This is a genomic window from Sphingobium sp. TCM1, from assembly GCF_001650725.1.
Lineage (GTDB): Bacteria > Pseudomonadota > Alphaproteobacteria > Sphingomonadales > Sphingomonadaceae > Sphingobium.
The window spans coordinates 191930-213512 of the sequence record NZ_LXVX01000034.1; the positions used below are offsets into that span (position 1 = coordinate 191930).

General features: G+C 63.9%; 20 protein-coding genes. 13 read left to right on the forward strand and 7 right to left on the reverse strand.

The window, feature by feature from the left end; all coding sequences use genetic code 11:
• The first annotated feature begins 29 nt into the window (after positions 1 to 29).
• The 6 genes from A7Q26_RS17940 (at position 30) to A7Q26_RS17965 (ending at position 5345) form a co-directional block, all read left to right on the forward strand.
• Entirely contained in the window at positions 30 to 464 is a 435-nt protein-coding gene (locus A7Q26_RS17940) for a DUF2946 family protein (RefSeq protein WP_332308778.1), read from the forward strand.
• 175 nt (positions 465 to 639) lie between these two features.
• The gene (locus A7Q26_RS17945; RefSeq protein WP_232313853.1) at positions 640 to 2769 is read left to right on the forward strand and encodes a TonB-dependent receptor; all 2130 of its coding nucleotides are present in this window, start codon (positions 640 to 642) and stop codon (positions 2767 to 2769) included.
• 1 nt (position 2770) lies between these two features.
• Entirely contained in the window at positions 2771 to 3463 is a 693-nt protein-coding gene (locus A7Q26_RS26055) for an energy transducer TonB family protein (RefSeq protein ID WP_232313854.1), read from the forward strand.
• 29 nt (positions 3464 to 3492) lie between these two features.
• On the forward strand, positions 3493 to 4122 hold the full coding sequence (locus A7Q26_RS17955; protein WP_066862255.1) for a class I SAM-dependent methyltransferase: 630 nt from the start codon (positions 3493 to 3495) through the stop codon (positions 4120 to 4122).
• 181 nt (positions 4123 to 4303) lie between these two features.
• Positions 4304 to 4960, forward strand: a complete 657-nt coding sequence (locus tag A7Q26_RS17960; RefSeq protein ID WP_066862258.1) for a peroxiredoxin — start codon at positions 4304 to 4306, stop codon at positions 4958 to 4960.
• Positions 4961 to 4964: 4 nt separating this feature from the next.
• Positions 4965 to 5345 carry an ArsR/SmtB family transcription factor gene (locus A7Q26_RS17965; protein ID WP_066862261.1) on the forward strand — a complete coding sequence of 127 codons (381 nt, stop codon included), beginning with the start codon at positions 4965 to 4967 and terminating at the stop codon, positions 5343 to 5345.
• A 28-nt stretch (positions 5346 to 5373) separates the two neighbouring features.
• On the opposite strand, the gene A7Q26_RS17970 is transcribed toward A7Q26_RS17965, so the two are convergent.
• Both A7Q26_RS17970 and cydD read right to left on the reverse strand, forming a co-directional pair.
• Positions 5374 to 6966 (reverse strand): ATP-binding cassette domain-containing protein, encoded by a 1593-nt coding sequence (locus A7Q26_RS17970; protein WP_066862263.1) that lies wholly within the window; start codon positions 6964 to 6966, stop codon positions 5374 to 5376.
• Positions 6963 to 8537 (reverse strand): thiol reductant ABC exporter subunit CydD, encoded by a 1575-nt coding sequence (gene cydD / locus A7Q26_RS17975; RefSeq protein ID WP_066862266.1) that lies wholly within the window; start codon positions 8535 to 8537, stop codon positions 6963 to 6965. Before cydD ends, A7Q26_RS17970 begins: the two co-directional genes overlap by 4 nt.
• A gap of 107 nt (positions 8538 to 8644) precedes the next feature.
• Between cydD and A7Q26_RS17980 the strand changes: the two genes are divergently transcribed.
• From A7Q26_RS17980 to A7Q26_RS17995, 4 genes are read left to right on the forward strand one after another with little or no spacing between them, the layout of a single operon-like run.
• Entirely contained in the window at positions 8645 to 10234 is a 1590-nt protein-coding gene (locus A7Q26_RS17980) for a cytochrome ubiquinol oxidase subunit I (protein WP_066862269.1), read from the forward strand.
• Between the two features lie 11 nt (positions 10235 to 10245).
• Positions 10246 to 11394 carry a cytochrome d ubiquinol oxidase subunit II gene (gene cydB, locus A7Q26_RS17985; RefSeq protein WP_066862274.1) on the forward strand — a complete coding sequence of 383 codons (1149 nt, stop codon included), beginning with the start codon at positions 10246 to 10248 and terminating at the stop codon, positions 11392 to 11394.
• Positions 11395 to 11411: 17 nt separating this feature from the next.
• The gene (cydX, locus tag A7Q26_RS17990; RefSeq protein WP_066862277.1) at positions 11412 to 11522 is read left to right on the forward strand and encodes a cytochrome bd-I oxidase subunit CydX; all 111 of its coding nucleotides are present in this window, start codon (positions 11412 to 11414) and stop codon (positions 11520 to 11522) included.
• 55 nt (positions 11523 to 11577) lie between these two features.
• Positions 11578 to 12051, forward strand: a complete 474-nt coding sequence (locus A7Q26_RS17995; RefSeq protein ID WP_198162972.1) for a Dps family protein — start codon at positions 11578 to 11580, stop codon at positions 12049 to 12051.
• A 60-nt stretch (positions 12052 to 12111) separates the two neighbouring features.
• On the opposite strand, the gene A7Q26_RS18000 is transcribed toward A7Q26_RS17995, so the two are convergent.
• The 5 genes from A7Q26_RS18000 to A7Q26_RS18020 all read right to left on the reverse strand — a co-directional run bounded on the left by A7Q26_RS18000 (position 12112) and on the right by A7Q26_RS18020 (position 18697).
• Positions 12112 to 13635, reverse strand: a complete 1524-nt coding sequence (locus tag A7Q26_RS18000; RefSeq protein WP_066862285.1) for a catalase — start codon at positions 13633 to 13635, stop codon at positions 12112 to 12114.
• 151 nt (positions 13636 to 13786) lie between these two features.
• Positions 13787 to 14095 (reverse strand): ArsR/SmtB family transcription factor, encoded by a 309-nt coding sequence (locus A7Q26_RS18005; protein WP_066862288.1) that lies wholly within the window; start codon positions 14093 to 14095, stop codon positions 13787 to 13789.
• Positions 14092 to 17310, reverse strand: coding sequence for an efflux RND transporter permease subunit (locus tag A7Q26_RS18010; RefSeq protein ID WP_066862291.1), 3219 nt, complete (start codon positions 17308 to 17310; stop codon positions 14092 to 14094). Before A7Q26_RS18010 ends, A7Q26_RS18005 begins: the two co-directional genes overlap by 4 nt.
• A complete protein-coding gene (locus A7Q26_RS18015) occupies positions 17307 to 18329 on the reverse strand; it encodes an efflux RND transporter periplasmic adaptor subunit (RefSeq protein ID WP_066862294.1) in 1023 nt (340 codons plus the stop codon). Before A7Q26_RS18015 ends, A7Q26_RS18010 begins: the two co-directional genes overlap by 4 nt.
• A 26-nt stretch (positions 18330 to 18355) precedes the next feature.
• On the reverse strand, positions 18356 to 18697 hold the full coding sequence (locus tag A7Q26_RS18020; protein ID WP_066862297.1) for a rhodanese-like domain-containing protein: 342 nt from the start codon (positions 18695 to 18697) through the stop codon (positions 18356 to 18358).
• An 87-nt stretch (positions 18698 to 18784) separates the two neighbouring features.
• On the opposite strand from A7Q26_RS18020, the gene A7Q26_RS18025 reads away from it, so the two are divergent.
• From A7Q26_RS18025 to A7Q26_RS18035, 3 genes are read left to right on the forward strand one after another with little or no spacing between them, the layout of a single operon-like run.
• Positions 18785 to 20065 (forward strand): NAD(P)/FAD-dependent oxidoreductase, encoded by a 1281-nt coding sequence (locus A7Q26_RS18025; protein ID WP_066862300.1) that lies wholly within the window; start codon positions 18785 to 18787, stop codon positions 20063 to 20065.
• A 32-nt stretch (positions 20066 to 20097) separates the two neighbouring features.
• A complete protein-coding gene (locus A7Q26_RS18030; protein WP_066862303.1) occupies positions 20098 to 20301 on the forward strand; it encodes a YgaP family membrane protein in 204 nt (67 codons plus the stop codon).
• A complete protein-coding gene (locus A7Q26_RS18035) occupies positions 20298 to 21569 on the forward strand; it encodes a TolC family outer membrane protein (RefSeq protein WP_066862306.1) in 1272 nt (423 codons plus the stop codon). The genes A7Q26_RS18030 and A7Q26_RS18035 overlap by 4 nt, the downstream gene beginning before the upstream one ends.
• The last annotated feature ends 14 nt before the right edge of the window (positions 21570 to 21583 follow it).

Here is a 21583-nt window from a genome sequence, read left to right on the forward strand (position 1 = left end):
GGTTTTGCGCATTGCCTCTCTTCGATCGCATGGTTAGGTCAGCGGCCGTGAGAAGCAGGGGCGCATCATCACGGAACGGACGGGGACTGCTTTTCGCGGCTCTGGCCTTCCTTGCGCTTGCCATCAAGATCATCGTTCCGCCGGGCTTCATGGCGACAACCGATGCGTCGGGTGGCACTCGGATCGTGATGTGCACCGGCTATGGCGCGGTGACGAAAATCCTGACGATCGACGGCCATGTGAAGGACCTTCCCGCTGAGGATGGCCGACCAAAACATGATTCCGTTTGCCCCTATTCCGGGCATGCGGCCGCTTCGACCCTGGCCCAGGCCTATCCTGTCGAATGGCCCCCGGCAGGGGTCGATACTGACAAGCATACCCCGGCCGCGCTCGGTCTGACGCCCGGACGCGGCATGGCCGCGCCGCCGCCGCCCTCGCGAGGTCCCCCAGTATCCCAGCTCTGATATTTTAACGGGCGCCTTGAATGCGGCGGGCGGGGTTCCTGCCTTGCCGCAGCGTGGGCGCCTTGATCTTCAGGCCGCCCGCAAGGACGGCAGGGCCGCTTTGTCGGTCATCTGATCAAGAGCTGATTCCATGATTCATCATTCGATTTTCCCTCGGTCCCTCGCGGGCCGCAGCATGCTGCTGATCTCCGCAACCTGTCTTGCCCCATTCACGCCCGCCGTTGCGCAGGAGAGTGTGGCGCTTCCGCAGATCGACGTCGATTCACCCGTTGATGGCTCGTCGCTGCCTTCGGTCTCCGCGACCATCTTGTCGAGAACAGAGGTCAGGGTGCGGCAATCTCGCACCAGCGATACCGCGCGCATCCTGCAAAGCCTACCCGGCGTGAGCGGCAACAGCGGTGGCGGGTTTTCCACAATGCCTGCGTTGCGTGGCCTGAACGAGCAGCGGCTCAATATCCTGGTCGATGGATTCGTGATCGACCCGGCATGCCCCAACGACATGAATCCACCGCTTTCCTATACAGATCCCCAGACCATCGACGCGATCACCGTCATCACCGGGGTGACGCCAGTCAGCATGGGCGGCGACAGCATCGGCGGAGCCATTACCGTTGAAACGGCCCCGCCCGTTTTCTCCACCTCGGGAAACACGTTGTTCAAGGGGGAGGCATCCAGCTTCTTCAGGAGCAATGACGATGCCTTTGGCGGCGCTGTGACGCTCACCGCCGCGTCGGATCGGTTCAGCCTGACCTACAATGGCTCCTACACACAGGCCGGGAATTACCGGGGCGGCGGTGATCTCGGCGTTGTTCGCTCAACCGAATATGCGAAGACCGACCACGCACTTGCTCTGGCGATGCAGACCGCTGCGGGTCTTCTGGAACTCAAGGGCGGCTACCATTTCTCGCCTTATGAGGGTTTTGCCAACCAATATATGGACATGACTTCCAATCGGTCATGGTTCCTCAATGCGCACTACAAAACCGCGTTCGACTGGGGCGACCTCGATGTGCGAGCCCAATATCGCGATACAGACCACGCAATGAACTTCCTGGAAGACAAGGGCGGCACCGCCGATGGCGGGATGCCCATGAATACCAAGGTCCATACCGCGAGCTATGCGATCAAGGCCGAAATCCTCGCCTCGAGCAAGGACAAGATCCGGGTCGGCAATGAGTTTCATCATCAGTGGCTCGACGACTATTGGCCACCGGTTGCCGGCAGCATGATGATGGGCCCCAACACATTCGTGAACATCAATGCCGGCAAGCGCGACCGGCTCGGCACCTTCCTGGAGTGGGAGAGGCGTTGGAACGATGCGGTGACGACCCTGGCCGGGGTGCGTCATGACATGGTGTGGATGGATACGGGCGATGTGCAGCCCTACGCGACCAACATGATGAACATGGCGGATGCGGCCGCAGCCGCGTCCTTCAACGCCATCGGCCATGCGCGTTCGGACAGCAACTGGAGCGGCACGGCCCTGGTGCGCTACACACCGGCACAAGGCGTCAAACTTGAGCTGGGATATGCGCACAAGTTGCGCTCACCCAATCTCTATGAGCGGTACAGCTGGGGGCGCGGCAGCATGGCGAGCCGCATGATCGGCTGGTTCGGCGATGGCAACGGCTATGTCGGCAATATCGACCTGAAGCCTGAACGGGCCGACACGGTCAGCGCGTCGTTCACATGGGCCGGCGCCGGCGCGGAGCCTGTGACCGTCACGATCGCGCCCTATTACACGCATGTCGATGACTATATCGACGTCGTCAAGCTGGCCAGTTTCACCGACATGATGGGCATGCCTACTGGCTTCGCGCAGTTGCGGTTCGCCAACCGGAAGGCGGAATTCTACGGCGTCGACGTGAGCGCCGCCGCGCCGCTCTGGGATAGCGCGGGAGCGGGCAGGGGCAAGCTGACGGCTGCCGCCAGCTGGGTGCATGGGGACAATTTGACCGACGGACGGCCACTCTATCATCAGATGCCCTTCAATCTGAAGGTCGCTCTGGAACATCGTCTGGGGGGTCTCGAGAGCGCCATTGATCTGGAATGGGTGACGGAGAAGAATCGGGTAGACACGATCCGCAACGAGCCGCGCTCAGGGAGCTATGCCTTGCTGAATCTGCGCACGGCCTATGTCTGGAGCCGGTTTCGGGTCAGCCTCGATATCGAAAATCTCCTGGACAAGGGCTATTCCCTGCCGCTTGGAGGCATGTCGCTCGGTGACCTGAAGGCAACGGGTTTCGCGCGGCCGGTTCCCGGTCGGGGCCGATCGGTCAATCTGGGCCTGGGCGTCACATTCTGACGTGGAGATCGCGCGCAGTCCTGGGTTTCTGAAGACGGGCGCCGAAAGGCTGGTGGCGATCGGTGCCGCCAGCCTGCTCCATATCCTGCTGTTGGGAGTCCTGCTCCAGGCGTTCGAGGTCCGTCGCTTGGCCCACGCCGACCTCGGATCATCCATTAAGTCGTTCAATCTTCGCGACGAGACGGAAGAGCCCGCCGGTTCCAAAGCAGATGCAGACGATCCGGCCGAGCGGTCTCCTGCACGGGCCGTCGAGTCCCCACATCCTGCGACTGAAAAGCCGTTGGACATAGTTTCCGGTGGAACGGCATCAAGCCAACGGCCGCTTGAAACGGACAAGGACACGAGCCTAAGCCCGCAAGCTGCCATCAGAGGCGAGGCCGAACCCGCGGTCATCGAGGCCGCCCCTCAAAAGGCTCCAGATGATAAAGTCAGGGCGCTTTATGCCCAGCGGCTGTGGCGCCACATCGCGGCGCGCAGGCCAAGTGGAACACATATTCCGGGAACTGCGATCGTGACATTCGCAATGACATCCGACGGTTCCTTGAAAGCCCTGTCGCTGGCGCGATCCAGCGGCAATACAATGCTGGACCGCTTGGCGTTGCGGACGGTGCGAGCCGCCGCGCCATTTCCTGTGCCGCCGCCCGAATTGCAGGGGGCCGACATGGAATTTTCGCTCCCTTTCGGTTTCCGGTAAAACGCAATTCGAATTCTGTGGGGGAACTGATGGGGATATATTCCGAACGCATATTCCCCTGGCTCGTCGATCGCGCGCTCGACAAGCCGGCGATTGATGAACGGCGAGCGCGATTGGTCGGGAACGCGTCAGGCGATGTGCTCGAGATCGGCTTTGGAACGGGCGCGACGCTTCCCTTTTACGATCGAACACGTGTGCGCTCATTGTCGGTCGTCGAGCCGTCGGCCGGGATGAACAGGCATGCCAGGGCGCGCATCGAACAGTCAGGATGGAAGGTCAGGCTCGATGCATTGGCCGGTGAATATCTTCCCTATGAGGACAACAGCTTCGATTGCGTTGTTTCAAGCCTGACCCTGTGTACGGTCACCAATCCAGCTCAGGTGTTGAAGGAGGTCTGGCGCGTCCTTCGGCCCGGCGGTGCCCTCAGGTTCCTTGAGCATGTTGCCAGCGACGATCCGGCCCGACGGAAATGGCAGGATCGTTTGAACCCGGTGCAACAGGTGGTCGGGGTTGGCTGCAATCTGAACCGGGACACCGTCGCAGCCATTCGCGCGGCGGGCTTCATTCTCGATCCGGTGAACCAACAGATTGAGCCATCGTTTCCCCTCGCGGCCTATCTGCCTATCGTTGAAGGTGTGGCTTATAAGCCCCCGGCTTAAAGTCCTGTCCGAGCCTTGCGGAGAGAGGGGCGTCGTCCGCTGCCCGACCGGCAGGCTGCTACCTGTCCCCTGCCCGTCGTGCCAGAATATGGACTTTACTCTCATCAATATGTTGATTACATTTCTTATGTAATCGTGTAGCGTAACCAGCCAGGGTCCGCGCGCTGACAGAAAGATCGCAATGAATGACATGACGGCACCCGCCGCCGGCAACGAGATGCTCCAGATCGGGGATCCTGCGCCCAATTTCCAGGCACGCACCACGATGGGCGTGATCAACCTTTCGGACTTTCGCGGGCGCTGGCTTGTCCTGTTTTCGCATCCTGCGGATTTCACGCCAGTATGCACCAGCGAGTTCGTCGCGCTGTCACGGGCCTCTGATCGTTTCAAGGCGCTGGATTGCGCGTTGTTGGCCGTGTCCGTCGACAGCCTCTATTCCCATCTGGGCTGGATCAAGGCCATCCGCGACGCCTTCGATGTGACTGTCAGCTTCCCGATCGTCGAAGATCCGTCGCTCATCATCGGGCGTGCCTATGGCATGATCTCCGACCGGTCGCCGGACGCGGCGACGATGCGTTCGACCTATTTCATCGATCCCGAAGGGATCATCCGGGCGATGATCTGCTATCCCGCCACCATCGGCCGCTCGGTCGAGGAAATGCTACGGGTGCTCGCCGCATTGCAACGGGTGGATGCCGACAATGTCGTGACGCCCGAAGGCTGGCATCCGGGCGATGACGTCCTCTTGCCGCCGCATCAGGATCAGGCTGCGCTCCTCAAGGGTATAGATGATCCTCGCTGGTTCCACAGGACCCAGCCCGATCGAAAGGCGGATTAATCCCATGCCAGAACGTCTGTCCTACGAGCAGATCGAGGCGATCGCAGAGGCAATGCGCGCGCTTGGACACGAGACCCGGCTGCGTCTGGTCGATACGATCCATTCGGAAGGCGAGAAATCGGTCGGCGAACTGGAGGCGCTGACCGGCATCGGTCAACCCGGCCTCTCGCAACAGCTGGCCATCCTGCGCAAGGCAGAGCTTGTCACGACACGGCGCGCCGCCAAACAGGTCTATTACAGTGTTGCCGCGGAGGCGCTGGAAACAGTCGCGCGCTTTTTGGGCGGGTTGGCCAATCTGTCACCGGGAGAAGCTGGCACCGGCACCAAGCGTCCGGCTCCTCGCCCTGCGCGTGGGTCCGCGGCAATGTTCGCCAAGATTCTCTAGCACGGGCAGGACAAGCGCCGAGGCCCGCTTAGCCGATCATCGTCAACTGCCGGCCAGCGAGCGCGAGCATGGCCAGGCGATGCGTGACGACGATCAGCCCGGACTGCGTCCTGTCCAGCCAGGCGTCGAGATTATCCTTCAACTGCTGCTCGGTCGCCACGTCCAGACCCTCGCTGGGTTCGTCCAACAGCAGCCACGGACGCCCGGCGAGCAATGCCCGGGCAAGCGAAAGCCGCTTGCGCTGGCCGCCGGAAAGCCGCGTCCCGCCATCTCCAATCCAGGTCGTCATCCCCTGCGGCATGACACGAACCTCGTCGGCAAGGCAGGCTGTCGCGAGGGCATCCCAGAGCGCTGCCTCGGAGAGGCCGGGACGCGCGAGCCGGAGATTGTCGGCGATGGTTCCTGCGATCATCTGCGCGTCCTGCGGCGACAGCGCGAACAGCGACCGGCGACCCGAAGCTGGGCAATCCCCCAGCGGTCGGTCGTCGATCGCGACCGGTAACCCACAACTGTCACGCAGGCCGGCGAGGCAGGTCAGGAGGCTGGTCTTTCCGCAGCCGGAAGGACCGGTGATCGCCAGCCTGTCGCCTGGGTGCATCGTGATCGCGTCGGCATCTGTTCCGATCGTGATCCGCATCCCCAACAGGCCTGATGCCTCCAGGGATGGCTCGTGCGTTTTGGCGACCAGCCCAGCAAGCCTCTGGAGCCCTGCAGCGACCGTCGCCTCGCGCCCGATGGAGCGCACTGCCGCGCCCACTGCTTCGATCGCGCCGGCCGCCGCGAGTCCGGCCAGCATCGTCATGGGAAGAGAGGCATCGGACAGACCGATGACGGCGGCCATTGCGATACCGCCCGTCAGGGTGACGACGGCCGCCAGCAGCGCTTCGCCGCGCGCAAATGCGAGCCGCGCCCGATCAAGGTCTGCGGCGCGACTTTGCAACTCGCCTTCAACCGTCTCGCGCATCGCGTAGGCGACGATCTCCGCCGAGCAGGCCCCATATTCCACGACATCATGCTTGAGCCGCGCAATCGCCTCCTGGATCTGGTGGGCCGGAACGGGGAGAAGCCGCCTGGCCAGCAGCCACGATGACCCCAGGGCCGCGATCATGATGGCAAGGAGCGCCACTGCGGCGGCCCAGCCCGCCGCTGCGCAGAGGAGGAGCGCGGCACCTGCGCCCGCGAGTGCCCCCAGCATGCCGGGTGTGCGGATGAAGCGGTCTTCGAGCGCCTCGACATCCTGCAGCAGCGTCGCAGCCAGATCGCCAGAGGCGCGGGCGAGGTCAGGCGCTTCGACGAAGCGTTGAAAGAGATCCGCCCGCACGGTGGCGAGCGTCTGGAGCGCGGTCTTGTGGCCTTGAAGGCGCTCGCCATAGCGCGAGAGGGTCCGGACGATCGCGAGCAGGCGGATGGCGGCGCTCGGCAGCAGATAGTTGAATGCCTGGACCGCGGCGATGCCCGCAAGGCCCGCCAGCGCAGCGCCGGTGATGAACCAGCCCGACAGTCCCAGCAGCGCGACAGCGCTGACGGCAGCGATGATCGCATAGAGGATAGCGAGGCGCATTGAGCTGCGCTGCGCGCGGCTCGCGCTCGACAGCAATGCCTGGAGGCCAGTCCCAGTCATGCAAGGCTCACATGCTGGTCGGCGAGGGCGGCAATGCGTGGATCATGGGTCACGAGCAGCACGGTGCGCCCCGCAGCCGCTTCACGGATTTCGTGCATGATCGCATCGGCAGACTCGCGATCCAGATCGGCCGTCGGTTCGTCGAGCAGCCACAGCGGGGCATCGCGCAACAGTGCGCGGGCGATGCCGATCCGGCGGCGCTCTCCGCCAGACAGGCCCGAGCCCCGTGTATCAAGCCGCGTGGCGAGGCCATCAACGCGTCCTGCGACCAAGGTGAGCAGCCCCGCGCGGCGAGCGGCATCCACGACGTCCGCATCCGGTGCGCCGAGGCGCGCAAGCCGGATATTGTCGGCGATCGTGCCGGGTAGCAGCGTGGTGGTCTGGCCGGCCCAGCTCACCTGTCCTTGCAGGTCGCCGATCGGCTGGCCGTCGACCCGAATGGCGCCCGCCGATGTGGGCGCGAGACGCAGCAGCGCGTTCAGCAAGCTGGACTTGCCGCTGCCGCTGGGTCCGGACAGCACGGTCATGCAGCCGGCGGGAATGTCCAGCGTGAACGGCCCGACCTGCCGCTCGCCATAGTCGACGACCAGTCCCGCGATCGCGATCACCGGGGGGTGGCGCAAGGTCGCGGGCGAGGAATCGTCGGGTATCGGGGCGGGCGGCAGATCGGTGAGCCGCGCCATCGCCGCCTCGCCGATCTGCTTGTCGTGATAGGCCGCCGCCAGCCGCCGCATGGGCAGGTAGAATTCGGGCGCGAGGACCAGCACGAACAATGCCCGGCCAAGGTCGAGCTTCTCGGGAGATGGGAAGGGGAGGAGTCCGAGCAGGTTGAAGCCGCAATACACCGCCACTAGCGCAACCGAGAGGGCCGCAAAGAACTCGAGGACAGCGCTCGACAGGAAAGCGACGCGCAGGACAGCCAATGTGCGCTTTGCAACCTCCTGCGTCGCCCCGGCCAGGTGCCGGCTGATCCTTTCCTGCGCCTCGAAGCTGATGATGACCGGCAGCGCCTTGACCCGATCGATGAACAGACCGGACAGACGGCCGAGTATGTCGAGCTGGCGGGCAGCAACTCGGCTCGCTGCCGTGCCCGCCAGGATCATCCCCAAAGCAAAGGGCACGAGCGTCGCAAGCAGGATCGCAGCCGCCACCCAACTCGCTGCCGCTGCCGCCGCCGCGATCAGGAGCGGCGTCGCCCCCGCGGCAAGTCGCAGCGGCAGGAAGCGGGCATGATAGCCATCCAGATCCTCGATCCGATCCGTGGCGTCGGCGACCTGTTCGCCGAGCATGGTCCGCGAACCAGCAGAGGCCGTCAGGACCGCTCCGAAAGCCCGCAGCCGCCAGCCATGCTTGGCTGCCACCGCCGTCTTCTGGCCCGACCCTGTCGCCGCCACCTGAACACTCGCACGTAACGCCGCTGCGATGATCAGCCCCGCCAGAGACGTCAGCAATCCCTCGCGGCTGGACGCAGCGAGGCCAAAATGCGCGGCGCAGGCGAGGGCGGCGGCCATCGCAATGGCCCCGGCGCCATCGGCAAGCCAGAGGAGGGAAGGGGGTGTCGCGCGCATCATTTGGTCAAAGGCTGCTTGCTCATATACATAATTACTTCTATTGGTTAAACGAAATCGACTCGACCGTCCGATCGAGCCGCCAGTTGCCGTCCGGAGGTGTTGCCAAGATGGATATGGCTGTAATCGAGCTCTCGCGCCTCCAGTTTGCGTTGACGGCGCTCTATCACTTCCTGTTCGTGCCGCTCACGCTAGGCCTGTCGTTCATGCTCGTCATCATGGAGAGCATCTATGTGATGACCGGCCGACCGATCTGGCGGACGGTCACCCGCTTCTGGGCAAAACTGTTCGCGATCAACTTCGTGCTCGGCGTGGCCACGGGCCTCACCATGGAATTCGAGTTCGGCACGAACTGGTCCTATTTCTCGCATTATGTCGGCGACATCTTCGGCGCGCCACTGGCCATCGAAGGGCTGATGGCCTTCTTCCTCGAAGCGACCTTCGTCGGCCTCATGTTCTTCGGCTGGGACAAGCTCTCGAAGCGCCAGCATCTCTTCACCACCTTCATGGTGGCGCTCGGTTCGAACCTTTCCGCGCTGTGGATTCTTGTCGCCAATGGCTGGATGCAACATCCCGTGGGGTCGCGCTTCAATCCGGATACGATGCGGATGGAAGTCACCGATTTCATGGCGGTGCTGTTCAATCCGGTCGCGCAGGCGAAGTTCGTTCACACCGTCAGCGCCGGCTATGTGACCGCCTCGGTCTTCGTGCTCGGCGTCTCGGCCTGGTATCTGCTCAAGGGCAAATGGGTGGCGGTCGCCAAGCGCTCCTTCACCGTCGCCGCAGCTTTCGGTCTTGCGTCGTCGCTCTCGGTCGTCGTGCTGGGCGATGAATCCGGCTATGCACTTACAGACAATCAGAAAATGAAATTGGCCTCGCTGGAGGCCATGTGGCACACCGAACCCGCGCCCGCAGGCATCGCCATCTTCGGCATCCCCAGTCTCGAAGTGCGTGATACGCGCTATGAGATCAAGATCCCCTATGTGCTGGGCCTGATCTCGACACGCAGCCTGACGGGCCAGGTTGAGGGCATCACCGAACTCGTCGCCAAGGCGCAGGGTCGGATCGAAAATGGCATCCAGGCCTATGACGCGGTCGAGAAGCTGAAGGTCAATCGCACCGATATGGTCGCGCGCGAGCAGTTCGAGCGACACAAGCTCGATCTGGGCTATGCCATGCTGCTCAAGCGCTTTGTCGCCGATCCGCGCAAAGCCACGCCGGATCAGGTCGTCCAGGCCGCATGGTCCACGGTGCCAAACGTGCCCGTCATGTTCTGGGTGTTCCGGGTGATGGCCGGCCTTGGTTTCTTCTTCATCGCCTTCTTCGGCGCCGCCTTCTACATGGCCTCGATCCGGCGCTTTGGATGCGTCAACGGCTTCTGCCGCCTGTTCATGCGGGCTGCGGTCTGGATCATTCCGCTTCCCTGGCTCGCCGCCGAGTTCGGCTGGGTGCTTGCAGAGATCGGACGCCAGCCCTGGGCGATCGAGGGTGTGCTGCCGACCTTCTTGGGCGCTTCCAGCCTGACGGTCGGTCAACTCTGGACGACGATCATCGGATTCACGTTGCTCTATGGCACGCTGGCGGTGATCGAGGTGCGGCTCATGCTGGCGGCGATCCGCAAGGGGCCGCTGGAACATATCGATGAGCCATCAGATGCTGTTGTAGCGGGGCACGGCTATACGCCGCTGCCCGCCGAATAAGGAGAGCGATCATGGTGCCTCCCATCGACTATGAGACCCTTCGCCTGATCTGGTGGGGCCTGATGGGCATATTGCTGATCGGGTTCGCGCTGACCGACGGGTTCGATCTGGGCGTCGCTGCCCTGCTGCCCTTCGTCGCCAAAACCGACGCCGAGCGGCGCATGGTGATCAATTCGATCGGCGCCACCTGGGAAGGAAACCAGGTCTGGTTCATCCTGGGCGGCGGCGCGATCTTTGCGGCCTGGCCTTTCGTCTATGCGGTGAGCTTCTCCGGCTTCTATCTCGCCATGTTCCTCGTGCTCGCGGCACTGATCCTGCGCCCCGTTGGTTTCAAATACCGCTCCAAAAAGCCCGATCCCGCCTGGCGCAGCGGCTGGGACTGGGCGTTGTTCGTCGGCGGGTTCGTACCGGCTTTGGTCTTCGGCGTGGCCGTCGGCAATGTGCTGACCGGCATTCCCTTCCGCCTGGATGGCGACCTGCGCTCCTTTTACGAGGGCAGCCTGCTCGGTCTGTTCCATCCCTTCTCGCTGCTGGCCGGCCTGCTGTCGGTCGCGATGCTGGTCCTGCACGGCGCGAGCTGGCTGGCAATCAAGATCGAGCGCGGCGCAGTCCATGATCGCGCCCGGCGTTTCGGGCAGATTGGGGCGGTCCTTTCCATCCTGCTCTTCGCCATCGGCGGCCTGATGGTGGCGCGCGGCGGTATGGGGTTCCGCATGACGGGTGTCGTCAATCCGATGGGACCGTCCAATCCGCATTTCATGGCGATGATTGCCGCGCCGGGTGCGTGGATGAGCAATTATGCGCTCTATCCCTGGATGCTGGTCGCGCCGGTGCTCGGTTTTGCAGGCCCACTGATTGCGCTGGCGGGGATCCGGACTGGCCGCGAAGCGCTGGCGTTCGGCGGCTCGTCGCTCGGCACGCTCGGCATCATCGCCACGGTGGGCCTATCGATGTTCCCCTTCATCCTGCCCAGTTCGATCGACCCGGCCTCCAGCCTGACCGTCTGGAACGCATCCTCCAGTCATTTGACCCTGTTCGTCATGCTGCTTGTCACGCTGGTCTTCCTGCCGATCGTGCTGCTTTACACCGCCTGGGTCTACAAGGTGCTGTTCGGACGCATCACGCTCAACGACGTCGGCACCAACCCGGACTTCTACTGATCTCGAGGACATCGACCATGTGGTATTTTACTTGGGTATTGGGACTTGGCCTGGCCGTCGCCTTCGGCATCCTCAACGGGCTCTGGCATGAATTTCATTCCGACCCGGACGAAGACATGACGCTGTAATGCGCGGGCGAAAATGACGAATGAGACATCCCTAGTGAAGATTGGAAAGACAGCCATGAGCCTCAACATCGGCATCAGCGATACGGATCGTGCCTCGATCAGCGATGGCCTCAGCCACCTGCTCGCGGACACCTATACGCTGTATCTGACCACGCATAATTTCCACTGGAACGTCACCGGGCCGATGTTCAACAGCCTCCACGCGATGTTCATGGCCCAATATACCGAGTTGTGGAATGCGGTGGATCCCATTGCCGAGCGCATTCGGTCGCTCGGTCATCCCGCCCCCGGATCCTACAGCCAATATGCCAAGCTGAGCTCGCTTCCCGACGCTCCGGCTTCGCCCCCCAAGGCGCTCGAGATGGTCGCCATCCTGGCGCAGGGCCATGAAGCAACCGCGCGAACCGCGCGCGGCCTCTATCCTGTCGTCGATGCCGCAAGCGACGAACCCACGGCCGACCTCCTGACCCAGCGGATCGGCGTGCATGAGCAGTCGGCGTGGATGCTGCGTGCCCTGCTGGAAGATTGACAGGCGGCTGGAAGGGACGAACCGTAGTCCTCCTTTCCAGCCATCATCTCGCCGCGCGCCTTACGGAGCCGTCAGTTCGGCGCGCGGTTCCGAGCCCTCGCCCATCCCCTGAGCGGGCGCCGGCGCGTTGCCGACGCGAACGCAGGCTTCGATGCGCGCGCCCACTTCGGGATCAATGCTCTTCCAGTAGTCAAAGGCTCGTTCAAGAACTGGTGAGCGCACGCCCCCGAGGAGACTGCCGGCGACTGTTTCGACCAGTCTGTCCCTCTGTGCTTCGTCAAAGACCTCACGCACAAGGATTCCGGGTTGCGTGAAATCATCGTCGTTGGGACGCAGGGTATAGGCACTGCGCACCATGTCGCCGTCCGCCTCCCAGCCATCGGCGACGGGGCCTGTTTGGTCCGCCCAGGACCGGCCGCCGCTGTTCGGCGCATAGACTGGTGCGCTGCCGCTATGATGATAGGTCATGTGCCCGTCGAACATATAGCTGTTGACCGGCACTTTTGGCTGATTGACCGGCAATTGATGGAAGTTCACGCCGATGCGGTTCCGTTGCGCATCATTGTACGCGAAGGCGCGGCCGAGCAACATCTTGTCGGGAGACAGGCCAATGCCTGGGACTGTGTTGCCGGGGGAAAAAGCCGCCTGCTCGATTTGCGCGAAAAAGTTCTCCGGATTGCGATTCAGCATCATCGTGCCGACCTTGATCAGCGGATAATCCCTGTGCGACCAGGTCTTGGTCAGGTCGAAAGGGTTGATCTGATAGGTCTTGGCGTCGACATACGGCATCACCTGAACAAACATGGTCCAGCTCGGATGCTCGCCGCGCTTGATCGCCTCGAACAGGTCGCGGCGATGAAAATCGGCGTCGGCGCCGGCCATTGCGGCCGCTTCTGCATTGGTGAATTGGTCCAGGCCCTGATTGGTGTGGAAGTGGTACTTGACCCAGAACTTCTCTCCCACGGCGTTGGTCCACATATAGGTATGGGAGCCGTAGCCGTTCATGTTGCGCCAGGTGCGCGGTAAGCCGCGGTCTCCCATGAGATAAGTGACCTGATGCGCGGACTCGGGATTGAGCGTCCAGAAGTCCCATTGCATGTGATTGTCACGCAGGCCGCAATCCGGCAGCCGCTTCTGGCTGCGAATGAAATGCGGGAATTTCATCGTATCACGGATGAAGAACACCGGCGTGTTGTTGCCGACCAGGTCATAATTTCCGTCGCTGGTGTAGAACTTCAACGAGAAACCGCGCACGTCGCGCCAGGTGTCCGGGCTGCCCGCCTCGCCTGCGACAGTTGAAAAGCGCGCCAGCATGTCGGTCGACACGCCTTTCTGAAACAGCGCCGCCTTGGTGTAGGCAGTTACATCCTCGGTCGTCTCGAATATGCCGAAAGCGCCCGAACCTTTCGCATGGGGTTGACGCTCCGGGACTTTCTCTCGATTGAAATGCGCCATCTGCTCCAGAAAATGCACATCATGGAGGAGAATAGGACCGTCCGGACCAACCGTCAGCGAGTTTCGGTCGGAGGGCGCCGGGGCGCCCGTGCTCATCGTCGATCCAGTTGCGTCCTTTTGATCGGGCATCACACGTCTCCTGCATAGTTGGCACCATCAACCCCACGGACCATGTTTTCACCTATACGTAGATGACCGCATCATATGGGCGGTGGCGCACAGGTACGACCATGGCGAGGCCCCGCGTGTCGTATCGCCGCGCCTGCCGTTCATGTTCGGATTATTGGGCGAACTGATCACACAGGAAAGTCATCAGCGCCTGCACATTGGCGTCGCAGATTCGATAGAATATTGTGGTGTTCTCGCGCCGGGTCTGGACCAGGCCGCCCTCGCGCATGCGCGCCAGATGCTGCGACACGCTCGACTGCGACAGGCCGCACAACTCGACCAGCTCGCCGACCGAAGCCTCGCCATCGCGCAGACGGCAGAGCAAACGCAGCCGCTGTTCATTGGCGACGACCTTGAGGAACGCGGCGACCTCGGTCGCGCGCTCGCACAGCATGTCCACCGCATCGTCCGTCATCTTCATTTGCTTGCCGTTATTCCGTCATCACGCAGCACCACATAGATGGCCGGGATAACCAGCACGGTGAGCAAGGTCGAGGAGGCGAGGCCGAACAAGAGCGAAATGGCGAGGCCCTGGAAGATCGGATCAGTCAGGATGACGGCTGCGCCGATCATCGCCGCCGCAGCCGTCAGTACGATCGGCTTGAACCGGATCGTGCCGGCCTCGATCAGCACATCGCGCAGCGGCTTGCCGGGGGTCACGGTGTGCCGGATGAAATCGACCAGCAGGATCGAGTTGCGCACGATGATGCCGGCGAGCGCGATGAAGCCGATCATCGACGTCGCCGTGAACGGCGCCGAGAACAGCATGTGCCCGATGACGATGCCGACCAGCGTCAGCGGAACGGGCGTCAGAATCACCAGGGGCAGCTTGAAGTTGCGGAACTGCGCCACGACCAGGATGTAGATGCCGAGCAGCGCGACCATGAACGCCGCGCCCATGTCGCGGAAGGTGACCCAGGTGATTTCCCATTCGCCGTCCCATAGCAGCGAGGTAACGGCTTCATCTTCGGGCTGGCCGTTGAGGCGTATGGTCGGCCTGGCGAGGCCCTTGGATGCCCAGTCATAGGCATCGACTGCCTTGTCGACAGCGAGCATGCCATAAATCGGCGCCTCATAGTCGCCGGCGAGTTCGGCCGTGACCATGTCGGCGAAGCGGCCGTCGCGCCGAAAGATCGCCAGGCTGCCCTGTTCGTTGCGCGCATCCACGATTGCGCCCAGCTCGATCAGCGCGCCGCCCGGCGTTGCCGCGACCGGCGTGCTGGCGAGCGTCTGCGACCATCCCCGTGCCGATTGCGGCAGGGCAATAGTGATCGGCAATGGCGTGCGGCCCTGTCCACGCGGCGCATAGCCAACCGTCTGGCTGCCCATCAGCGCGCCGATGCTGTCAGCCACTTGACGTTCCGAGAGCCCATAATAATCGATGCGGTCGCGCTGCGGGATCAGGCGCAATCTGGGTCGAGGCTGGCCGAAGCTGTTATCGACATCGACGATATAGGGGACCGAACGGAAGATCTTTTCCAGTTCGGTCGCGGTGCGCTGCCGGGTCTGCGCATCGGGACCATAGATCTCGGCCAGCAGCGTCGCGAGCACGGGCGGCCCGGGTGGCGTCTCGACGACCTTGATCGAGGCCCCATCGGGCAGTTTCAGCGCCTTGAGTTGCTGGCGCAGGACAAGCGCGATCTGGTGGCTTGACCGGTCGCGCTCGCCCTTGGGCAACAAGGCGACCATCACGTCGCCCATCTCCGGTTTGTTGCGCAGAAAATAGTGGCGAACGAGGCCGTTGAAGTTGAACGGCGCGGACGTGCCCACATAGGCTTCCATCGCGGTCGCCTCGGGCAGCCTGCGCGCCACGGTCGCCACATCCTCGAGCGTCCGGCCGGTCGCCTCCAGGCTGGTGCCTTCGGGCATGTCGACCACCACCTGGAGTTCCGACTTGTTGTCGAAGGGCAGCAGCTTCACGGTCACGGCCTTGAAATAGAACATCGAGCAGGCAAGCAGCGTGGCGATGCCGACCGCGATCAGGAAATTGCGCGCAGAGGCGCGGCTGTCGATCACACGGTGGGCGACGCGGGCATAGAGCCGGCCGAGCTTTCCACCGCTCTCGTCATGCGCGTGGCCGGCATGCGTCGTTCCGTCCGCCAGCGCCTTGCGCGCGAAGCGGACCATCAGCCAGGGCGCGATCACGACCGCGACGAAGAAGGAAAAGACCATGGCTGCGGAGGCGTTGACCGGGATCGGCGCCATGTAGGGACCCATCAGGCCCGAGACGAACAGCATCGGCAGCAGCGCGGCGACCACGGTGAGGGTTGCGACCACGGTCGGGTTGCCGACCTCGGCCACGGCCTCGATCGCGGCCTGCGTCCGGGTCCGATCATCCGGCATCGCCCAGTGGCGCGCGATATTCTCGATCATGACGATGGCGTCATCGACCAGGATACCGATCGAGAAGATTAGCGCGAACAGGCTGACCCGGTTGATCGTGTAGCCCATGAGGTTCGAGGCGAACATGGTGAGCAGGATCGTCGTGGGGATGACGACAGCGGTCACGCCAGCCTCGCGCCAGCCGACCGCAAAGCCGATCAGGACGACAATCGAGATGGTCGCCAGCGCCAGATGGAACAGCAACTCATTGGCCTTCTCGTCCGCCGTCGCGCCATAATTGCGCGTGACCGCGACATCGACCCCGGCGGGGATGAGCTTGCCCTTGAGACTTTCGATCCTGGACAGCACGGCGTCGGAGACGACAACCGCATTGGCGCCCGACCGCTTGGCGATGGCGATGCTGACAGCAGGCGCGCTCGACCATTGGTTGCCCATTCGCGCCCAGCGCCAGGCGCGGGACTGGTCCTCGCGTGGTCCCTGGGTGACGGCGGCAACGTCGCGCAGATAGACCGGCGCGCCGCGCGCCGAGCGGACGGTGAGCATACCCACTTCCTGCGCGGAGGACAAAGTGCGGCCGGCGGTGACGGAAACCGCCTTGCCGCCCTCGCGAATGCTGCCGGCCGGAAAACTGCGATTGGCCTGGCCGGCCGCTTCGATGACGCTGCCGAGCGGCACGCCATATTGGTTGAGCTTGGCCGGATCCGGCGCGATCCGTATTTCGTCGGGGCGGCCGCCCGTCAGGAAAGTCAGGCCGACATTGTCGATCTTGGCGATCTCGGTGCGCAGTTTGGTGGCGAGATCGTGGAGCGTCTGATCGCTCCATTGACCGGCCGCGCCGGGCTTGGGCGAGAGGGTCAGGACGATCGCGGGGACGTCGTTGATCCCGCGCACCGTGACCTTGGGGTCGGGAATGCCCACCGGGATCCGATCCCAATTGGCGCGCAGCTTCTCGTCGATGCGGGTCGCGGCGTCCTCTGGGTCCGATCCTACCAGGAAGCGCGCCGTCACCATCACGCCATCATCTTCGGCCTGGGTATAGACATGCTCCACGCCATCGACGCTCTTGACGATGGTCTCGAGCGGAATGCCGACCAGCTCGACGGCATCGGCTGCGGCGAGACCGGGCGCCATCACCTGGATGTCGACCATCGGCACGCTGATCTGCGGCTCCTCCTCGCGGGGGATCGAGAAAAGCGCGAGCAGCCCGACCGCGATCGCCGCCATCAGAAATAGCGGCGTCAGCGGCGACATGATGGTGGCGCGGGTCAGGCGACCGGAGATGCCGAGGTTCATTTGCGCGCGCCCGCCAGGAAGAGCGTGTCCCCGGCCGCGACGCCGCTCAGAATCTCGATCCTGTCGGGGTCGGCGGTGGGCGCAACCTGCACGGGCACGGCGCTCACCCGGCGGTTGGCCGTCACGACATCGACCTGGTCGATGCCGTAGCGCGTCGAGACGAAGCGGCGCGGCACCACGAGGGCACCGCGCCTACCCACTTCGATCGAGACACCGACGCGCCGCCCCACAAGCTGCGTCGAAAGGCCGGGCACGGTCGCATCGACCCGTACCCGGCCCCCGGTGACGGCGGGATAAACCTGCGTCACTCGGCCCTGACGCGACCCCTCGGGCAGATCGCCTTCAGCCACCAGGATTTGCGCGCCGTTGCGCACCTGCCCGGCAAGCGATTCCGGCAGCTCGAGCCGCAGCAGCGGCGGACCGGCGGTGATCGTCGCCACCGACATGCCCGGCGCGACGACCGATCCGGCCGGGATGTCGGCACGCAGCACCCGGCCGGTGGCCGGCGCAAGGATCGCGCCTTGCCCGGCGACGCTGGCGCTTGCGCCTTGCTGCGCGCGTGCGGCTGCGACCTGGGCGTCAGCGGCGCGCGATAGGGCGACCGCCTGGTCAAGGCGCGCCTTGGCATAGACCTTGTTGTTGTAGAGATCCTGGACGCGGGCAAGGTCGCCGCGCGCGCGCGCCGCCTCGGCCTGCGCGGCGGCGACCTGCGCGCCATAGGCGCTGGTCTCATAGCCGAGGCGCGCATCGACGACCGTGCCGATGCGCTGGCCTTTTTCGACCATCTCGCCTTCGCGGACCGAAAGGCTGACAAGCGTGCCCGGTATCCGGGCAAGCGCTTCGGCGGAGTCGCGCGTGGTGATCTCGGCGGCGACCGCCTTCATGTCGGCGATGTCGGTCGCCGCGAGCTTCAGCGATTCACCAGCGGGGAGCGTCGCGGAAGGCTGTTCGGCCGTTTCCTTGCCGCCGCAGGAAGCCAAGGCGAGCGACGCGCCCGTAAGCCAGACCCATTTTGTCATCCTGCGCATCCCCGACCCTTTCGCTCTTATTTGCCGCTGACGATCGGCAGACCGGCGTTTTTCCATGCGCCGATGCCGCCGCCCAGATGCGTGTCGATCGCCGTCTGCGCCTGCGCGCAACGGTCCAGCGCCATGCCGGAGCGTTTGCCACCCGCGCATTGAAGCACGACCGTTCGTCCGGCTGCATCCGGAACATTACGCGGTGAAAAGGTCGACAAAGGGATGTTCACTGCGCCAGCGATGTGGCCCGCTGCGAATTCGTCCGGCTCGCGCACGTCGATGAGCAGCGCGGAACCGTCCGCGAGCATGCTCTTGAGCTCCAGGGGCTGCAACTCACGATGCGATTTTGACTTTCCCAAACCAAACATGAGAGTCTCCCTTAATTTGCTTATTGCATATATCGTGTAATCATTATATTCCGTCAAGCCAGTTCTTGAGAGATGCGAGAGGAAGTCATGGACAAGCCGAAGATCGTGGTGCTGGGCGCCGGGCTGGGCGGAACCATCGCCGCCTATGAAATCAACGCGGCAGCAAAGGCGCGCGCCGAAGTGATGATGGTCTCCGACTCGGAAACCTACTCCTTCGTGCCATCCAACCCCTGGGTCGCCGTGCGTTGGCGCGAGCCCGAGGCGATCCAGGTGCATCTTCCGCCCATCTTCGCGAAGAAGAAGATCGGCTTCACGGCGGTCGGCGCGAAGCGTCTCCATGCTTCGGAAAAGCGGCTGGAGCTTAATGACGGCACATCAATCAATTACGATTATCTTGTAATTTCAACCGGGCCTGATTTAGCGTTCGATGAAATTGAAGGGCTGGGGCCGCACGGCGGTCATACTGTTTCGATCTGCCAGACGGCTCATGCGTCCGCTGCGGCAGAAGCCTTCGATCACTTCGTCGAAAACCCCGGGCCCATCGTGGTAGGCGCCGTCCAGGGCGCCTCCTGCTATGGCCCGGCCTATGAGTTTGCCCTGATCCTCGACACTGAGCTGCGCCGCCGCAAAATTCGCGACAAGGTGCCGATGACGTTCGTCACCGCCGAGCCCTATATCGGCCATCTCGGCCTCGATGGCGTCGGCGACACCAAGTCCTTGCTCGAAAGCGAGATGCGCGAGCGGCACATCAAGTGGATCACCAATGCGCGCGTCGCCAAGGTCGATGCCGGCGTGATGCATGTCGAGGAGATCGCCGAGGTCGGCGCGGTCGCCAGAACCCACGATCTGCCGTTCAGTTTCTCGATGATGCTCCCCGCGTTCCGGGGCGTGCCGGCCGTTCGCGACATTGCCGGGCTCACCAATCCGCGCGGGTTCATCCTGGTCGACAAGCACCAGCGCAACCCGGCCTTTCCCGAAATCTTCGCGCTCGGCGTTTGCGTGGCCATCCCGCCTACCGGCCCGACGCCGGTGCCGGTCGGCGTGCCCAAGACCGGCTTCATGATCGAAAGCATGGTGACCGCGATTGCCGCGAACCTCACCATGATCCTGGACGGCAAGGAGCCGACCGCCGAAGCGACCTGGAACGCCGTCTGCCTGGCCGATTTCGGCGACGGCGGTGTCGCCTTCGTCGCGCAGCCGCAGATCCCGCCACGCAACGTCAACTGGGCGGCGAGCGGCACATGGGTCCATCTCGCCAAGATCGGCTTCGAGAAATATTTCCTGCGCAAGGTGCGCAAGGGCGAGAGCGAGCCCTTCTACGAGAAGTTGGCGCTCCACGTCATGGGCATCCGCAAGCTGCGGATGTGACGGCCACTCTCGACAAGGAAAGGAATGCGACAATGACTCTCGATCGCGCCGTCATGATCTTCGCCGGATGTGTCGTCCTTCTGGGCGTCGTTCTGGCCTATCTGGTTCATCCCTGGTGGATTGCGCTGACCGCTTTTGCCGGCCTCAACATGATCCAGGCTGGCTTCACTGGTTTCTGCCCCGCCGCGACCGTCTTCAAGGCGATGGGCGTCCGACCGGGGACCGCCTTCAAATGAACCGATCCCGCCGGGTCGCTCGCCTGACGCTGTGGTTTGCCGCTTCGCTGCTGGCGAACACGGCGGCCAACGCCACGACGCTTGATGAAGCGATTGCGGCGGCGATGCGCCATGCGCCCGAGATCGTGGTCGCGGATGCGGAGACCGACGCGGCCAAGGCGCGTCTCGATCAGGCGCGGTCGGGACAGCTTCCGACCGCAACGCTGAGCGGGACGATCGGTTATGGTCGCCTCGATCCCCAGAGCTTTTTCGGGCTGGGCGCCGCCAATGTAACCCCGCGCGCGGCCCAGGTGACGGTCGAGCAGCCGCTCTTCACCGGCGGACGGGTCGGCGCGGGCATCGATCGGGCGCGCGCAGGGATTGCAGGCGCCGAGGCCGGGCAAAGCGGTGCGCGCGCGCAACTCGCCACGGCGGTGACCCAGGCTTATGGCGACGTCCTGACAGCGGCGCACATGGTGACTCTTTATGAGCGGCTGCTCGCCGAGACGACCGAGATCGAGCGCCAGGCGCGACTGCGCTATCGAGCCGGTGAAAGTCCCAGCACGGACGTCGCGCAGGCTGGTGCGCGCTTGGCCGAAGCGCGCGCGGGTCTGGCCCGGGCGCAGGGCATGCAGGTCTCGGCTCGCGCGCATTTCACCAACCTGACCGGCCTTGAGCCCACCGATTTGCAGCCCTTGCCCGCCAATCCGCCGCTGCCCGCGACGCTCGACGAGGCGATGGAGGAGGCGATGCGCAGCAACCCCCTGGTCGTCCAGGCCCAGACCCGCCTGCGCGCGGCGCAGGCGGCGTCCCGTGGCGCGCGCGCCGAACGATTGCCCACTGTCGGGGCTTTTGCCGAAGCCGGAACAGTGCGCGACCAGTTTTTTCCCGATTATCGCGCGGACAGCGCGACCGTCGGTGTCCGGGCTCGCTGGGAGCTGTTCAGTGGCGGTCGCGTGTCGGGCAAGGTTGCCGAAGCGAGCAGTGAAGTCCGCGCTGCCGACGCGCGGATGCGCGCCGCCAGCATGCAGGTCGAGGAGCAGGTCGTATCGGCCTTCCAGGAGGTGCGGACGGCGCAGCTCGTCGAGCAGGCCGCGACCGAACAGGCCGCCTCGGCCGCGCAGGCGCTCGAGAGCGTCCGTCATGAGGTGCGGGTCGGCATCAAGCCCCAGCTCGACCTGCTCGACGCCGAGCGCGAGGCGATCGCCGCCGAGGCTGGATCCATTCGCGCCGGCACCGACCGCATCGTGGCTGCCTATCGGCTCGCGGCGTTACTCGGCCGTTCCTGAAACCAGAAGGACAA

Excerpts from the sequence above, each read along its gene's own strand:
- A7Q26_RS17980 (WP_066862269.1), top strand. The coding sequence starts at position 8,645 with ATGGATATGGCTGTAATCGAGCTCTCGCGCCTCCAGTTTGCGTTGACG.
- A7Q26_RS18005 (WP_066862288.1), bottom strand. The coding sequence starts at position 14,095 with ATGAAGATGACGGACGATGCGGTGGACATGCTGTGCGAGCGCGCGACC.
- A7Q26_RS17995 (WP_198162972.1), top strand. The coding sequence starts at position 11,578 with ATGAGCCTCAACATCGGCATCAGCGATACGGATCGTGCCTCGATCAGC.
- A7Q26_RS17945 (WP_232313853.1), top strand. The coding sequence starts at position 640 with ATGCTGCTGATCTCCGCAACCTGTCTTGCCCCATTCACGCCCGCCGTT.
- A7Q26_RS18035 (WP_066862306.1), top strand. The coding sequence starts at position 20,298 with ATGAACCGATCCCGCCGGGTCGCTCGCCTGACGCTGTGGTTTGCCGCT.
- A7Q26_RS18010 (WP_066862291.1), bottom strand. The coding sequence starts at position 17,310 with ATGAACCTCGGCATCTCCGGTCGCCTGACCCGCGCCACCATCATGTCG.
- cydB (WP_066862274.1), top strand. The coding sequence starts at position 10,246 with ATGGTGCCTCCCATCGACTATGAGACCCTTCGCCTGATCTGGTGGGGC.
- A7Q26_RS18020 (WP_066862297.1), bottom strand. The coding sequence starts at position 18,697 with ATGTTTGGTTTGGGAAAGTCAAAATCGCATCGTGAGTTGCAGCCCCTG.
- A7Q26_RS18030 (WP_066862303.1), top strand. The coding sequence starts at position 20,098 with ATGACTCTCGATCGCGCCGTCATGATCTTCGCCGGATGTGTCGTCCTT.
- A7Q26_RS17940 (WP_332308778.1), top strand. The coding sequence starts at position 30 with ATGGTTAGGTCAGCGGCCGTGAGAAGCAGGGGCGCATCATCACGGAAC.
- A7Q26_RS17955 (WP_066862255.1), top strand. The coding sequence starts at position 3,493 with ATGGGGATATATTCCGAACGCATATTCCCCTGGCTCGTCGATCGCGCG.
- cydX (WP_066862277.1), top strand. The coding sequence starts at position 11,412 with ATGTGGTATTTTACTTGGGTATTGGGACTTGGCCTGGCCGTCGCCTTC.
- cydD (WP_066862266.1), bottom strand. The coding sequence starts at position 8,537 with ATGATGCGCGCGACACCCCCTTCCCTCCTCTGGCTTGCCGATGGCGCC.
- A7Q26_RS18025 (WP_066862300.1), top strand. The coding sequence starts at position 18,785 with ATGGACAAGCCGAAGATCGTGGTGCTGGGCGCCGGGCTGGGCGGAACC.
- A7Q26_RS18000 (WP_066862285.1), bottom strand. The coding sequence starts at position 13,635 with ATGCCCGATCAAAAGGACGCAACTGGATCGACGATGAGCACGGGCGCC.
- A7Q26_RS17965 (WP_066862261.1), top strand. The coding sequence starts at position 4,965 with ATGCCAGAACGTCTGTCCTACGAGCAGATCGAGGCGATCGCAGAGGCA.
- A7Q26_RS17960 (WP_066862258.1), top strand. The coding sequence starts at position 4,304 with ATGAATGACATGACGGCACCCGCCGCCGGCAACGAGATGCTCCAGATC.
- A7Q26_RS18015 (WP_066862294.1), bottom strand. The coding sequence starts at position 18,329 with ATGACAAAATGGGTCTGGCTTACGGGCGCGTCGCTCGCCTTGGCTTCC.
- A7Q26_RS17970 (WP_066862263.1), bottom strand. The coding sequence starts at position 6,966 with ATGACTGGGACTGGCCTCCAGGCATTGCTGTCGAGCGCGAGCCGCGCG.